Source organism: Streptomyces sp. NPDC002773, assembly GCF_040295605.1.
GTDB lineage: Bacteria > Actinomycetota > Actinomycetes > Streptomycetales > Streptomycetaceae > Streptomyces.
Map to the genome: position 1 here is coordinate 60550 of NZ_JBEOVO010000010.1, position 15337 is coordinate 75886.

Below are 15337 nucleotides of genomic sequence, written 5' to 3' on the forward strand. Positions count from 1 at the left end.
GCACAAGAGACGCCGCGCTACCAAGGAACCCGCAAGCGCCGTAAATCATGCAGTCCCGAATGCGACCCCCGGAACGGCCCCCACGGACCCCCCACGGGTGTCACCCCCGCGACGCCCCCCGCAGCAGAGCGACAGCAACCCCAGCCGCGACAAGCATCAGCAGGCAGGCCCCGACAGCGGCCCCACCCATGGCCTCGACGAAGGCACCGCGGGCGGCGTCGAGCACGTCCGGGGGCGCCCCCAGCGCGCCCCCCAGCGTCTCCCGGGCGGCGGCCGGCGCGGACGCGGGCATCGCGGCGCTGTACACGGCGGCGCCGATCGACCCGAGGACCGCCATCCCGAGCGCCCCGCCGAGCTCCTGCCCCGATTCGAGGACGGCGGCGGCGGACCCCGCGCGCTCGGGCGGGGCGGCGCCGAGGGCGAGTTCGGTCGCGAGGGTCATCGCGGAGACGAGCCCGGCGGCGTAGACGCAGCCGCCGACGAGGACGACCCACAGCGGCGTGGCGCGGTCGGTCCCGGCGAGCCAGCCGAAGCCGACGGCGGCGACGAGGAACCCGCCGCCCATGATGTACGCCCGGTCGACCCGCCGGGCGAGCGCGGCGGCCGCGGGCGCGGCGACGAGGACGCCGCCTGTGGGGGCGAGGCTCCAGAGCGCGGCTTCGAAGGGGCTCTGGCCGAGGACGGACTGCAGGTACTGGGTGAGGAAGACGGCGAAGCCGACGGTAGCGACCATGGCGAGCAGGTTGACGAGAACGGAGCCGCCGTAGGCCCGCTGCCGGATCAGACCAAGGTCGACCATCGGTTGGCCGAGAAGCGCCTGCCGACGTACGAAAAGGACAGCGAGAAGCACCCCGCCACCGACGCCGAACCCGGCCGACAGATTCCAACCGTCCCCGGCGAGCGACTTGATGCCGTGGATGAGGGGCAGCAGCGCGGCCAGCGAGAGAAGGGAACTGAAGAGATCGAACCGCCCACCGCCCACCCCCTTGGACTCGGGAAGCAAAAGCGGCCCGAGGGCCAGGAGCAACCCCATCGCCGGCAGGTTGACAAGAAAAACGGAGCCCCACCAGAAGTGTTCGAGGAGCGCGCCGCTGACGACGGGCCCGAGCGAGATGCCACTCGCCATGACGGCGGTCCACAGGGTGACGGCCCGGGCGCGCTGGGCGGGGTCGTGGAACAGGTTGCGGATGAGGGCGAGGGTGGACGGCATGAGGCAGGCGCCGGCGACGCCGAGGAGCGCGCGGGCGCCGATGAGGGTGCCGGGGCTGTGGGCGTAGGCGGCGGCGACGGAGGCGAGGCCGAAGAGGGCGGCGCCGCCGAGGAGGAGCCGGCGGCGGCCGACGCGGTCGCCGAGGGCGCCCATGGTGATGAGGAGCCCGGCGAGGACGAAGCCGTACATGTCGAGGATCCACAGCTGCTCGGTGGCGTCGGGGCGCAGGTCGGCGGCGATGGAGGGGATGGCGAAGTAGAGGACGGAGACGTCCATGGAGACGAGGAGCAGGGGCAGCATGAGGACGCCGAGGGCGGCCCATTCGCGGCGGCCGGCTCGGGCGGGTCCTGCGTCGGGTCCTGCGCCGGGTCCGGCGCCGTGCCCGGGGTTCTCGGTGAGTGTCATGCGGGGAGGGAAGCAGGGGAGTCGTGTACGCCGCCACGCGGGCCCTAGTACGCCTGGGCGGCATGCCCCTGAAACCTTGTGTCACCCCCGTGTACGGCGTCCTGGTGCACTAGTACACTCGCCGCCGTGACGAACCGGCCGCCCTACCTCGCCATCGCCGCCGAACTCCGCCGCCGCATCAGGTCGGGCGAGCTAGCCCCGGGCGACCGGGTGCCGTCGACGCGGGCCATCACCCGGGAGTGGGGCGTGGCGATGGCGACGGCCACGAAGGCGCTGGGGGTGCTGCGTCAGGAGGGCCTGGTGCGGGCCGAGCCGGGGGTGGGCACGGTGGTCGTCGCCCCTGCGGGTCCGGACGCGGAGCCGCTGTCGCGGGAGCGGCTGGTGGAGGCGGCGCTGGAACTGGCCGACGCGGAGGGGCTGCACGCGCTGACGATGCGCCGGGCCGCGACGGCGCTCGGGGTGTCGACGATGGCGCTGTACCGCCATGTGCCGGGGAAGGCGGAGCTGGTGCGCCTGATGGCGGACGCGGCGTGCGGGGAGGTGCCGTTGGGGCCGGTGCCGGCGCAGTGGCGGACGGGGCTTGAGCAGGGGGCGCGCTGGCTGCGCGGGGTGTACTCCCGGCACCGGTGGATGGCGCACGCGATGGCCTCGTTCACGCGGCCGGTCGCGACGCCGAACGCGCTGGCGTATCTGGAGTGGGTGCTGAGGTCGCTGCGGGGGACGCCGTTGACGTACGAGGAGAAGCTCCACACGCATCTGCTGGTCTTCGCCTACGTCCAGGGGTTGTCGATGGCCGACGATCTGGAGGAGCAGGCGCGCCAGGACACGGGGATCTCCGACGGCGAGTGGATGGCACAGAACGAGCCACGGCTCGACGCACTCCAGGCGAGTGGCTCGTACACCGAGTTGGACTCGGTGACCAGCGGTGGCGACTTCGGTCTGGACCTGGAAGCGCTCTTCGAATTCGGGCTCAGGCGAATGCTGGACGGTATCGCATCCATGATCGGCGAAACGTCCGGTTAACGAACACCAACGCACGGGCAGCGGACGAATTCCAGCCAACTTCTCGCCACACCCCTGACAGGTCCCCGTCATTCCTGTCAGTCTCTCCCCGGTTCCTCGCATCACCGTTCGCCGCTTCACCCGAACGAGTACCACGTCATCCGAACGTGCTCCACAGCTCTGCTTGCTCCGCCCGGACGGGCCCACCCAGTCCGCCGGTACCCCCCTCGCAAGAAGGAGTCTGCGTGAGATCCACGCCCAGCCGTCGCGCCACCGCGACCGGCGCTCTGATCGCGGCCGCCGCCATGCTCGCCGTGAGCGTCCAGACCGGATCCGCGACCGCGGCCGACGATCCCTGGACCATCGCCCCGAAGGCCCAGCAGGGCACGTCGGCGAACCCCGGCAAGCTCCCGGCCGACCTCACCCCCGCCGAGCGCACCGCGCTCATCAAGGCGGCGGACGCCGACAAGGCCGCCAAGGCCAAGGAACTCGGCCTCGGCGCCCAGGAGAAGCTGGTCGTCCGTGACGTCGTGCAGGACCGCGACGGCACGACCCACACCCGCTACGAGCGCACCTACGCCGGGCTGCCCGTCCTGGGCGGCGACCTGATCGTCGCCGAGAGCAAGGCCGGCGCCACCACGGGCGTCACCAAGTCCTCCCGCGCGGAGCTGAAGAACGTCGACCTCGCGGCCGCCGTCGCCCCGGCCGCCGCCGAGAAGCAGGCCGTCGGCCTCGCCCAGGCGGACGGCTCGAAGAAGACCGCCGCCGAGCGCGCCCCGCGCAAGGTCGTCTGGATGGCCTCGGGCGCCCCCGTCCTCGCGTACGAGACCGTCGTCGGCGGCCTCCAGCACGACGGCACCCCGAACGAGCTGCACGTCGTGACGGACGCGAAGACCGGCGCGAAGCTGTACGAGTGGCAGGCCGTGCACAACGGCACCGGCAACACGCAGTACAGCGGCACGGTCACCCTCGGCACCGCGCCCTCGTACACGCTGACCGACACGGCCCGCGGCAACCACAAGACGTACAACCTCAACCGGGGTACGTCCGGCACCGGGACGCTGTTCTCCGGCCCCGACGACGTCTGGGGCAACGGCACCCCGTCGAACCTGGAGACGGCCGGCGCCGACGCGCACTACGGCGCCGCCCTCACCTGGGACTACTTCAAGAACGTGCACGGCCGCTCCGGCATCCGGGGCGACGGCGTCGGCGCGTACTCCCGGGTCCACTACGGCAACGCGTACGTCAACGCCTTCTGGCAGGACTCCTGCTTCTGCATGACGTACGGCGACGGCGCGGCCAACGCCAAGCCGCTCACCTCCATCGACGTGGCCGCGCACGAGATGACGCACGGCCTGACCTCCGCCACCGCCGGTCTGGTCTACAGCGGCGAGTCCGGCGGCCTCAACGAGGCCACGTCGGACATCATCGCGGCGGCCGTCGAGTTCTACGCCAACAACGCCCAGGACCAGGGCGACTACCTCGTCGGCGAGAAGATCGACATCCGCGGCAACGGCACCCCGCTGCGCTACATGGACAAGCCCAGCAAGGACGGCTCGTCCAAGGACTACTGGTACTCCGGCATCGGCAGCGTCGACGTCCACTACTCCTCGGGCCCGGCCAACCACTGGTACTACCTGCTCTCCGAGGGCAGCGGCACCAAGACCGTCAACGGCGTGAACTACGACTCGCCGACCTCCGACGGTCTGCCCGTCACCGGCATAGGCAGGGACAAGGCCTCGCTGATCTGGTTCAAGGCGCTCACCACCAAGTTCAACTCCTCGACCAACTACGCCGGCGCCCGCACGGGCACCGTCGCGGTGGCCACGGAGCTGTACGGCGCCGGCAGCCCCGAGGTCCTCGCCGTCCAGCACGCCTGGGCCGGCGTCAACGTCGGAACCCGCCCCGGCGGCACCGAGCCGCCCGTGGGCAAGGTCTTCGAGAACACGGCCGACGTGGCCATCCCGGACAACGGCGCCGCGGTGACCTCCACGGTCGACGTCACCGGCATCACCGGCAACGCGCCCTCCACCCTCAAGGTGGACGTGGACATCGTCCACCCCTACAAGGGTGACCTCGTGGTCGACCTCGTCGCCCCCGACGGGTCGGTCTACAACCTGCACAACCGGTCCGGCGGCAGCGCCGACAACATCCTCCAGACCTACACCGTGAACGCCTCGTCCGAGGTCGCCAACGGTGCCTGGAAGCTCCGCGCGCAGGACAAGGCCTCGGCCGACGTCGGCCGCATCAACGCCTTCAAGCTGACCTTCCCGTAAGGCCGGCACGAAGCACACCGGGCGCCCGGAGGGAACGTTCCCTCCGGGCGCCCGCGCGTCCGCGCTCCCCTCCGTAGGCTGGACCGCATGATCAGGGTGCTGCTCGCCGACGACGAGACGATGATCCGCGCCGGGGTGCGGGCCATCCTCACCACCGACCCCGGGATCGAGGTGGTCGCCGAGGCGGGCGACGGCCACGAGGCCGTGGAGCTCGCCCGCAAGCACCGGCCCGACGTCGTCCTCCTGGACATCCGGATGCCCCGGCTCGACGGACTCGGCGCGGCCGAGGAGCTGCGCGGGACCGTGCCGGACGCGGCCGTCGTCATGCTCACCACCTTCTCCGAGGACACGTACATCGCCCGCGCCCTCGGCAGCGGCGTCAGCGGCTTCCTGCTCAAATCCGGTGACCCGCGTGAACTGATCGCGGGCGTCAGGGCCGTGGCCGGGGGCGGCGCGGCCCTCTCCCCCACCGTCGCCCGCCGGGTCATCGACACCCTCGGCGGCGAGCGGTTCACCCGCGCCGCCGACGCGCGGGCCCGCCTCGAACCGCTCACCGGCCGGGAGCGGGAGGTCGTCGCGCTCCTCGGCGCCGGGCTCTCCAACCAGGAGATCGCGGACCGCATGCACGTCGTCGAGGGAACCGTGAAGGCGCATGTGAGCGCCGTCCTCGGCCGCCTCGGCCTGCGCAACCGGGTCCAGCTCGCGGTCCTCGCGTACGAGGCGGGCCTGGTCCCCGGTGCGTGAGCGGCTCTTCGACCTGGGCCTCTGGCTGCTGCTCTGCGTGCCCGTCCTGCTGAGGTCGGACCCGAACGACGGCGGCAGCTGGCTCCAGGTCGCCGTCGGCGTGGCGGTCCTCGCCGGCTGTGTCGCGGTCAGCCGGCGGTGGCCGCTCGTCGCGCTCGGCGCCACGGTCGCGGCGAGCCTGCCCGCGAGCCTGGAGCTGTTCACCCCCTCGTACAGCCTGGCCCTGGTCGCCTTCGGGTACCTCGCGGGCCGGCGCCAGGAGCACACCCGGGCGGCGCTCTGGCTGTTCGGCGCGGTGGCGGGGACGGGCCTCCTGCTCACCTGGGTGACCCGGACGTCCCTCGGGCAGTGGTTCACGCTGCTGCTCGCGCTGGCCCTCGCCGTGGTCGCGCCCTGGCTGATCGGCCGTTACGTACGCCAGTACGACCGGCTCGTGCGCAGCGGGTGGGACCTGGCCGACCGGATGGAACGCGAACAGGCGGTCGTCGCGGACCGGGAGCGGCTGCGGGAACGGTCGCGGATCGCGGGCGACATGCACGACTCCCTCGGCCACGACCTGGCTCTGATCGCGGTCCGCGCCGGCGCTCTTGAGGTCTCCCCCGACCTGGGCCCCGAGCAGCAGCGGGCGGCCGGCGAACTGCGCCGGGCGGCGGCGGACGCGACGGCCCGGCTGCGGGACATCATCGGCGTGCTGCGCGAGGACGACGCCGCCGCCCCCACGAGCCCGCCCGGTGAGACGGTCGAGGAGCTGGCCGCCCGCGCCCGCGCGTCGGGCCTCGCGGTCACGCTGGCCCCGACCCCCGTGCCCACGCTGCCGGGGATGTCGGGCCTCGCGCTGCACCGGGTCGTGCAGGAGGGGCTCACCAACGCGGCGAAGCACGCGCCGGGCGCCGCCGTCTCGGTGACCGTCACCCAGGACCCGGCGGACGTCCGGGTCAGCGTGGTCAGCGGCCCCGGCGCCACCACGGGCGGAGGCACCGGCACCGGCACCGGGCTCGTGGGCCTCGGCGAGCGGGTACGGCTCGCGGGCGGCACCCTCGGTCACCGGGTCACCGCCGACGGCGGCTTCGCCCTGACCGCCGTACTGCCCCGGAATCCCCCCGCGCCGCTGCCCGCCGCGCCCACCTCGGCCCGGGAGCTGGACCGGGCCCGGCGTGAGGTGCGCAAGGGCCTGGCGCGGGCGATCTGGATCCCGCTCGCGCTCCTCGGAGCCCTGGGTGTGCTGATGGCCGGGGTCGCCCTGTGGACGCAGGCCCGGTCGTATCTGGAGCCCGCGGACTACGCCAGGCTCCAGGTCGGGCAGACGCTCACGGAGATCGACGAGGACGCCGAGGACTGGCCCGACCACCCGCTGGACGGCCCCCCGCAGGCGGTGCCGGCCGAGCCGCCCGGGATGGACGAGTGCCGGTACTACCGGTCGACGATGCTCGCCGCGATCCCGGTGTACCGGCTCTGCTTCGTCGGCGGGCACCTCGCCGACAAGGCCGAGGTGCCCTAGGGACCGGCCCCTCTACCTCAGCAGCACCCCCGCCCCCTCCCCCGTCGTCTCCTCCGGCACGGCCACCAGGCCCAGTTCGGCCGGGTGGGCGAGCAGCGGGTGGGAGGGGCGGACGCGGACCGTGCAGCCGAAGGAGCCGGTGCGGTCGAGTTCCAGGGTGCCCGCGTAGGTGAGCCTGCCCTCCAGGTCCGGGCCGCCCGCCGGCTTCAGCGGGACGGCACGGGGGTCGGTGAGGGTGTCGTCGGCGTCGACCCGGCCGGTGACGGCCTGCACCTCGACGTCGTCGGGGCCGAGCGCGCCGAGCGCCACCCGGACCCGGACCACGGGGGTCGCGCCGAGCTCCGCGTCCGCGAGGTCGTCCGCGAGCCCGTCACCCACCTCGACGTGGTCGACGGTCACCTTCGGCCAGGCCTCCCTGACCCGGGCCTTCCAGTCGGCGAGGTCGCGGGCGCGGGCCGGGGTGAGGGCCCGGCGGGCGGTGGCGGCGGGGACGTACAACCGCTCCACGTACTCGCCGACCATGCGGTCGGCGAGCACCTTGGGGCCGAGGTCGGTGAGGGTGCGCCGGACCATCGCCGTCCAGTCGGCGGGCACCCCGTCGGGGCCCCGGTCGTAGAAACGGGGGGCGACCCGGCGTTCGATCAGTTCGTAGAGGGCGGCGGCCTCCAGGTCGTCGCGGCGGTCCTCGTCGGCGGCGGCCGCGCCGTCGGCGGTGGGGATCGCCCAGCCGAAGTCGGGCTCGAACCACTCGTCCCACCAGCCGTCGAGGACGGAGAGGTTGAGGCAGCCGTTGAGGGCGGCCTTCATCCCGCTCGTACCGCAGGCCTCCAGGGGGCGCAGCGGGTTGTTGAGCCAGACGTCGCAGCCGGGGTAGAGCCCGCGGGCCATCGCCATGCCGTAGTCGGGCAGGAAGACGATCCGGTGCCGGACCCGGGGGTCGTCGGCGAAGCGGACGAGTTCCCGCACGAGCCGCTTCCCGCCGTCGTCGGCGGGGTGGGCCTTGCCGGCGACGACGAGCTGCACCGGCCGCTCGGGGTGGAGGAGCAGGGCCCGCAGCCGGTCCTTGTCGCGGAGCATCAGGGTGAGGCGCTTGTACGAGGGGACCCGGCGGGCGAAGCCGATGGTGAGGACGTCGGGGTCGAGGACGGAGTCGGTCCAGCCGAGTTCCGCGTCGGCGGCCCCGCGCTGCCGCCAGGAGGCCCGGAGGCGTTCCCGTACGTCGGTGACGAGCCGTTCGCGGAGGGTGCGGCGCAGCTCCCACAGCTCCCGGTCGGCCGGGTCGGGACCGAGTCGGCCGACCTCGGGGGCGACCCAGGTGGGGGCGTGGACGCCGTTGGTGATGGAGGTGATCGGCACTTCGTCGGCGTCGAAGCCCGGCCAGAGTCCGGCGAACATGGCCCGGCTGACGGCCCCGTGGAGGGTGGAGACTCCGTTGGCGCGCTGGGCGAGGCGCAGTCCCATGGCGGCCATGTTGAAGAGGCCGGGTTCGCCGCCGAGCGGGGTCTCGTCGCCGAGGGCGAGGATCCGGGCGGTGTCGACGCCGGGCAGTTCCCCGTCCTCGCCGAGGTGGCGGGCGACGAGGCTCCGGTCGAAGCGGTCGATGCCGGCCGGGACGGGGGTGTGGGTGGTGAAGACGGTGCCGGCCCTGACGGTCTCCAGGGCGGCGGCGAAGTCGAGCCCCTCGCCCTGGAGTTCGCGGATGCGTTCGAGGCCGAGGAAGCCGGCGTGGCCCTCGTTGGTGTGGAAGACCTCGGGGTCGGGGGTGCCGGTGAGCCGGGTGTACGTACGGACGGCGCGGACGCCGCCGATGCCGAGCAGCATCTCCTGGAGGAGCCGGTGCTCGCTGCCGCCGCCGTACAGCCGGTCGGTGACGCTCCGTTCGCCGGGGGCGTTCTCCTCGACGTCGGAGTCGAGCATGAGGAGCGGGACGCGGCCGACCCGGGCGATCCACAGGTGGGCGTGGAGGCTGCGGCCGCCGGGCAGGGCGAGGGTGATCCGGGCGGGCGCGCCGTCGGCCTCGCGGAGCAGGCTGACCGGCAGCTCGCCGGGGTCGAGGACGGGGTACTGCTCCTGCTGCCAGCCGTCGCGGCCGAGGGACTGCCGGAAGTAGCCGTGCCGGTAGAGCAGGCCGACGCCGATCAGGGGGACGCCGAGGTCGCTCGCGGACTTGAGGTGGTCGCCGGCGAGGATGCCGAGGCCGCCGGAGTACTGGGGGAGGGCGGCGGTGACGCCGAACTCGGGTGAGAAGTAGGCGACGGCGGCCGGGAGGTCGCCGGACTGCCGCTGGTACCAGCGGGGGGCGTGCAGATAGCTGTCGAGGTCCTCGGCGGCGGTGCGCAGCCGGGCCAGGAAGTCCTGGTCGGCGGCGAGCGCGGCGAGCCGGGACGCTTCGAGGGTGCCGAGGGTCCGTACGGGGTCGGCGCCGGGCGCCCCCTCGGGGTCGAGGGAGTCGAAGAGGGCGCGGGTGGGCTCGTGCCAGGACCAGCGCAGGTTGTGCGCGAGGTCGGCGAGGGGTCGAAGGGTGTCGGGGAGGACGGGACGCACGGTGAATCGACGGATTGCCTTCACGTGTTCCACCTTCGCAGGCGAGTACGGAGCGGAGTGGACGCACCACGCTGTGCGTCCGTCGTTCCGCTCCGACGTTAGGGCACGGGCCGCCGCGGGGCCACGGCGCGCGGGGGGCGCGGCGGCGCGGTCAGCCGGTGGCGCGGTCAGCCGGTGGCGGGGAGCGGCACCTCGTACGGGGAGCCCTGGTTCACGGTCCTCGGGTCGAAGGCGCCCGTGGCGGCGTACCGGCCCGCTATGGCGGCGAGTTCCTCGGCGGGGATGACCTCGTGGATGTCGGTGAAGCCCTGCGGGGCGCGCGCGTGCGCGAGGTCGATGACGACCTCGGGTCCGCGCTCCCGGTTGGCGCGTTGGAGCGCGGTGGTGACGGGCCTGCGCTCCCGCTCGTACGCGGCGAGTCCCTCGGCGGGGTCGGGGTGCCGGGCGAGGGCGTGGGCGAGGGCGCGGGCGTCGACGATCGACTGGGTCGCGCCGTTGGAGCCGACGGGGTACATGGCGTGGGCGGCGTCGCCGATGAGGGTGGTGCGGCCGTGGGTCCAGCGGTCGAGGGGCTCGCGGTCGACCATCGGGTACTCGTGCGCGGTGTCGGCGGCGCGCAGGATGTCGGGGACGCTGACGCCGTCGAACTCCCAGCCCGCGTAGTACGGGAGGAACGCCTCCACGGGCACGGGCCGGTTCCAGTCCCCCCGGAGCCGCTCCTCCGGCGAGGCGCAGGTGGGCTCCGCGGGCCTGGCGAGCGCCCAGTTGACCAGGACCTCCCGGGTCTGTCCGGTCGGCCGGCCCATCGGGTACACGACGGCCTTCTGCCGGTCGTCGCCCGCGATGAGCATGAACGCGCCCACGGCCCGCGCCGGCATCCGGGACACCCCGCGCCACACCAGCATCCCGTTCCACGGCGGTCCACCCTCCCCCGGGTGCAGCGCCGCCCGCACCGCCGACCGGATGCCGTCCGCGCCCACCAGGACGTCCGGTTCGAGCGAGGCCCGGCCCCGGACGGCGCCCTCCCGGTGCTCGAGACGCAGCCGCGGCCTGCCGTCGGGGAGCAGTTCCACCCCGCTCACCCGGACCCCGGTGACGAGGGCCGCCGGGCCGAGCCTGGCCCGTACCGCCCCCGCGAGGACCTGCTGGAGGTGCCCGCGGTGGATCGACAGCTGCGGCCAGCGGTAGCCGGCGCCGAGTCCGCGCGGCTCCCTGGATATGAGGCCGCCCGAGCGGTGGTAGTAGCGCAGCTCGCGGGTGCGCAGGGCGCCCGCCTCCAGGGCGTCGAGCAGGCCGAGGGCGTCCAGTTCGCGGACCGCGTTCGGCATGAGGTTGAGTCCGGCGCCGACCGGGCGGATCGCGGGCGCCGCCTCGACGACCGTCACCCGCTCGAAACCGGCGGCGTGCAGGGCGAGCGCGGCGGTGAGTCCTGCGACGCCGCCGCCGGCGATCACCACGTGCGGGCTCTGCCCGTAGCCGGACGGGAAGCCCTGTCCGTACGGGCCGGGGGTGGGGAGGGACATCTCGATTGCTCCTTCGGCGCCGCTACGCGGCCGACGGCCCGACGGGGGCCCCTGCGGGACGGCGCTGCACGGTCGCGCGGCGCACCATGGTCTCGTTCTCCCTGGTCAGGTCCAGGACCGAACGCAGCAGCGCGACCGGGGCCCCGCCGCTGCCCTCCTCGTACAGGCGCACCTCCTCGCTGTACGCCTTGCGGGCGATGCCGAGGTGGCGGGCGCGGAAGGTCTTCAGGAGGCGCAGCACCCGGCCGAGCGCCTCCGCCGAGGCGGTGAGCGCGGGCGGCAGCCGGTCGGCGCCCTCCCAGCTCACGGCCGCCGACAGTTTGCTGACCGCCGACACCCCGCCGCGGTGCCGGGCGCGGAACGCGCGCCAGGCCGGCAGCGCGTACGGCACCGACTCGTCCAGGAAGGCGTCGTAGGCGGGGTCCGGGCGGTCGCACTGCCAGAGGGTCAGGTCGACCAGCCAGAGCGGGACCTGCGCGGCGGCCGGGCCGAGGTAGTCGTGGCCGCCGACCTCGACCTCCTCGAAGTACGGGCGCAGGGTGACCGCGAAGTACTCGGGTGACACCCGCGCCACGGTGAGGTCGATGGAGTCGACCATCGCGCGCACGTGGCGGGCCACCCGGTCGAGGGCCGTGGCGAAGCCCGGGTCGTACGGTTCGAGGCGGGCGAGCCGTCCGCAGTCGTCGAGCGCGGCGACGAGACCGGGGAACACCATCCGTACGGCTTCCTGGAGCAGGGCCTCCGTCGGGTGGCCGGTGTACGAGCGGCGGCGGGCGCCCACCGGGTTCCAGGTCGTGTAGTGGTGGACGGTGTCCCGGGGCACCATGTCGGTGCGGCGGCCCAGGAGTTCGAGGACGGGGAGCGCCTCCGGTACGGCGGCGAGCGGCTGCACGCCGTGACGTTTCAGCGAACCGAGCAGGATGCCGAGGTCCCGCATCGCCGCGAGGGCCCCGTCGACGCTCCACTCGGCCGCCCGGTCCAGGTCCGGCACCAGGGCGCGCAGCGCGACGGTCAGCGCGGCCACGTCGGCGTCCGCGTTCATCGCGGGCACGGCGGCGAGCAGGGCGTCGGCGCCGAGGGGGTCGGCCGCGCGTATGTCCTCGGTCGTGTGAAGCACATCGCCGAACAACAACGGACGCTCCTCTTCTTTTGGGGCTCGGTTCGCCGGAAACACGGCTCACCTGCCGGTGGTCGTGGGCATCGTGCGGTAGGGGTGCGGGGCGGCGTCAGCGCCGGTGCGGGATCCGGTCGTCGGGGGACGGGGACGGGGCCGGGCCCGGTCTCGGCGGGTGGAGGCGTACGGAGAGGAGGGCGGCCGCGGCGGCGAAGGCGGCGCCCGTGAGCAGGGCGGCGCGGTGGCCGGCCGTCTCGGCGGCGGCGCGGGCCGCGTCCACGCTCTCGGTACGGGTGGTGGCGACGGCCACCAGGACGGCGAGGCCGAGGACGGAGCCGAACTGCTGGCTGGTGTTGACGAGTCCGGAGGCGAGTCCGGTCTCCTCGGGCGCGGCCTCCGCCGTCGCCGCCACGTTCGTGGTGACCATGACCAGGGGCAGGGCGGCGCCGATGAGGAGGCTGGGGCCGAGGACGGTGCTCGCGAAGGTGCCGTCGGGGGTGAGCGCGAGGCCGAGCCACAGGGTGCCGGCGCACAGCAGGACGAAGCCGAGGGTCATGGTCCGGTGCAGGCCGATCCGGAAGATGATCCGGCCGGTCTGCGGGGCGACCGCGACGACGACCAGCGAGAGCGGAAGCAGCCCGAGGCCGCCGCCGAGGGGCCCGTATCCGAGGACGCTCTGGAGGTAGAGGCTGACCAGGAAGAACATCGGGAAGAGCGTCGTCTGGGCGAGCGCGGCCAGGACGTTGGCCAGGCGGAGCGCGGGGCGGGCGAGCACCGGGGGCGGGACGAGCGGCGCGGCGGCCCGGGTCTCGACGGCGGCGAAGGCGAGCAGCAGCGCCAGTCCCGCTCCTCCGGCGCCGAGCGTACGGGCGGACAGCCACCCGGCTTCCGCGGCGCCGACGAGCGCGTAGGCGACGAGCCCGAGTCCGGCGGTCGCGGTGAGCGCCCCGGCGAGGTCGAAGCCGCCGTGGCGGGGACGGCCGGTGCGGTCGTCGAGGACCCGGAGGGCGAGGGCGGCGAGCACCGCGGCGAGCAGCACGTTCAGCCAGAACGTGGAGCGCCAGCCGAGGAGGTCGGTGAGGACGCCGCCGAGGACCGTGCCCAGGACTCCGCCGAGGCCGCCCATCGCCGCGAACGCGCCGAGCGCCTTGTGCCGGGCGGGGCCGTCGGGGAAGAGCAGGAGCAGCAGGGCGAAGGCGGAGGCCGCGGCGAGGGCGGCGCCGACGCCCTGGGCGGCGCGGGCGGCGACGAGGACGTCGGCGCCGGGGGCGAGACCACCGGCGGCGGAGGCGGTGGCGAGGAGGCCGAGGCCGCCGAGGAAGACCCGCCGGTGGCCGAGGAGGTCGGCGACGCGGCCGCCGAGGAGGAGCAGGCCGCCGAAGGTGATGAGGTAGGCGTTGGCGACCCAGGAGAGGCCGGCGGAGCCGGAGCCGAGGTCGTCGCCGACGGAGGGCAGCGCCACGTTGACGATCGCGGTGTCCGTGATCAGCAGGAGCTGGGTGGAGGCGAGCAGCGCGAGCGCCCCGCGCCGGGGCCCCGGTGGTGGTGCGGTCACCGGGTCGTCCCCAGGTCGTAGCCGTCGAGGCAGGCCTGCGCGAGGCTCTCGCAGGTCCCGGCGGCCCCGGCCCAGGTCTGCATGGTCAGGTAGACGTGGGGGGCGCCGTGGTAGAAGCGCTCGTACTGCTCGTGGCGTCCCGCGAACTCGGAACCGAGGGCGTCCCAGGCGAGTTTGAGCAGTTTGATCCGGTCCTCCGCGGGGTGGCCGGTGGTGGAGAAGTAGCGGCGGACCAGCGGCCCGAGGTCGGGGTGGAGGAGGTCCCGGCCGCTGGCGGGGAGCTGGACGAGGGCGCCGCCCGCGAGGAGCTTGATGTCCTGGACGGCGCGGGGGTAGAGCTCGCCGGCCATGATCCGCTGGGCGAAGGAGATCTCCTGCCCGGGGCGTACGCCGCCGCGCCCGCCGTCGACCTCCTCGTACGAGGCCTCGGCGGCGAGGACGAACGCCTTGGCCTGGGCGGCCATGCCGAGGAGCCGGCCGACGGCCTGGGTGACGGGCGGCAGTTTCTCCGTGCCGTGGGAGCGGGTGAGGAGGATCGCGAGTCCGGTGAGGAACTCCAGCTTGGTCCAGAAGCGGGTGGCGGACTGGTGGACGAAGTTCAGATAGGCGGGGGTCCCCCACCAGATCGCGCCGGTGGTGGCCGGATCCCGGTAGGTGAGGACCCGTTCCCAGGGCACGAAGACGTTCTCGCAGACCAGCATCGCGTCGTTCTCGTCGTACCGGCTGGAGAGCGGGTGGTCGAAGACGGACCGGGAGCGCCCCTCGTAGGAGGTGCGGGAGATCAGTCTCAGGCCGGGGGTGTCGAGGCGCAGGGAGAAGGTCAGGGCGTGCCCGGTGTCGTCGGCGGCGAGCGGTTCGATGGTGCCGACGAGGATCTCGTCGGCGAAGACCGCGCCGGTGCCGATGGTCTTGGCGCCGCTGACGACGATCCCGCCGTCCCGTTCGGCGACGACCCGCAGGGTGAGGTCGTCGCCGCCGTGGCCGGGGGCGGGGTTGGTGAGGGTGAAGGCGGTGTGCAGGTCGCCCTCGGCGAGCCGGCGGTGGAAGGCGAGGGCGTGCTCGGCGCCGTCGAAGGCCTCGCCGGTGAAGACGGCGGGCGCGGCGGCGAATCCGGCCGCGCCGGCGGCCATGTAGTCGGGGGTACGGCCCAGGAAGCCGTAACTCGCCTCGGCCGTGGTCCGGAAGGCGCGGCGGCGGGCGACGAGGTCCTCGTAGGAGCGGGGTACGGCGTAGGCGCGGCGGACCCCGCCCTGGACGAGGACGGGGTGGTGGACGGGGTCGTCGGCGAGGTCGTAGAGCCCGGCGAAGGAGGCCGCGGTGGCCCGGAAGGCGGGGTGGGCGGTGACGTCCTTGACCCGTTCCCCGTCGAGCCAGATCTCGCGCCCGTCGCGCAGTCCCTCCAGATACTCCTGCCCGGACCTCGTCACCGGTGTATCGCCTCTCCTCGGGTGTCACGGCTTGTGCCG

The 15337-nt window shown here is 74.1% G+C and carries 10 protein-coding genes; 4 read left to right on the top strand and 6 right to left on the bottom strand.

Going from position 1 to position 15337, the window contains the following annotated elements:
* Positions 1–100 precede the first annotated feature (100 nt).
* A complete protein-coding gene (locus ABT034_RS15215; RefSeq protein ID WP_351215152.1) occupies positions 101–1615 on the bottom strand; it encodes an MFS transporter in 1515 nt (504 codons plus the stop codon).
* 126 nt (positions 1616–1741) lie between these two features.
* Between ABT034_RS15215 and ABT034_RS15220 the strand changes: the two genes are divergently transcribed.
* From ABT034_RS15220 to ABT034_RS15235, 4 genes are all read left to right on the top strand, one after another.
* Positions 1742–2638 (top strand): TetR/AcrR family transcriptional regulator C-terminal domain-containing protein, encoded by an 897-nt coding sequence (locus ABT034_RS15220; RefSeq protein WP_351215154.1) that lies wholly within the window; start codon positions 1742–1744, stop codon positions 2636–2638.
* Between the two features lie 224 nt (positions 2639–2862).
* A complete protein-coding gene (locus ABT034_RS15225) occupies positions 2863–4893 on the top strand; it encodes a M4 family metallopeptidase (protein WP_351215156.1) in 2031 nt (676 codons plus the stop codon).
* An 87-nt stretch (positions 4894–4980) separates the two neighbouring features.
* Positions 4981–5637 (top strand): response regulator, encoded by a 657-nt coding sequence (locus ABT034_RS15230; RefSeq protein WP_351215158.1) that lies wholly within the window; start codon positions 4981–4983, stop codon positions 5635–5637.
* The gene (locus ABT034_RS15235) at positions 5630–7135 is read left to right on the top strand and encodes a sensor histidine kinase (RefSeq protein ID WP_351215159.1); all 1506 of its coding nucleotides are present in this window, start codon (positions 5630–5632) and stop codon (positions 7133–7135) included. The genes ABT034_RS15230 and ABT034_RS15235 overlap by 8 nt, the downstream gene beginning before the upstream one ends.
* A 12-nt stretch (positions 7136–7147) precedes the next feature.
* Here the strand turns inward: ABT034_RS15235 and glgP are convergent, their stop codons facing one another.
* The 5 genes from glgP to ABT034_RS15260 form a co-directional block, all read right to left on the bottom strand.
* Entirely contained in the window at positions 7148–9703 is a 2556-nt protein-coding gene (gene glgP, locus ABT034_RS15240; protein WP_351215161.1) for an alpha-glucan family phosphorylase, read from the bottom strand.
* Between the two features lie 143 nt (positions 9704–9846).
* Entirely contained in the window at positions 9847–11202 is a 1356-nt protein-coding gene (locus tag ABT034_RS15245; RefSeq protein WP_351215163.1) for an FAD-dependent monooxygenase, read from the bottom strand.
* A 22-nt stretch (positions 11203–11224) separates the two neighbouring features.
* Positions 11225–12331 (bottom strand): monodechloroaminopyrrolnitrin synthase PrnB family protein, encoded by a 1107-nt coding sequence (locus ABT034_RS15250; protein ID WP_502972939.1) that lies wholly within the window; start codon positions 12329–12331, stop codon positions 11225–11227.
* Positions 12332–12428: 97 nt separating this feature from the next.
* Positions 12429–13871 carry an MFS transporter gene (locus tag ABT034_RS15255; protein ID WP_351215167.1) on the bottom strand — a complete coding sequence of 481 codons (1443 nt, stop codon included), beginning with the start codon at positions 13869–13871 and terminating at the stop codon, positions 12429–12431.
* Positions 13868–15298 carry a 4-hydroxyphenylacetate 3-hydroxylase family protein gene (locus ABT034_RS15260; RefSeq protein WP_351215169.1) on the bottom strand — a complete coding sequence of 477 codons (1431 nt, stop codon included), beginning with the start codon at positions 15296–15298 and terminating at the stop codon, positions 13868–13870. The genes ABT034_RS15255 and ABT034_RS15260 overlap by 4 nt, the downstream gene beginning before the upstream one ends.
* Positions 15299–15337 lie beyond the last annotated feature (39 nt).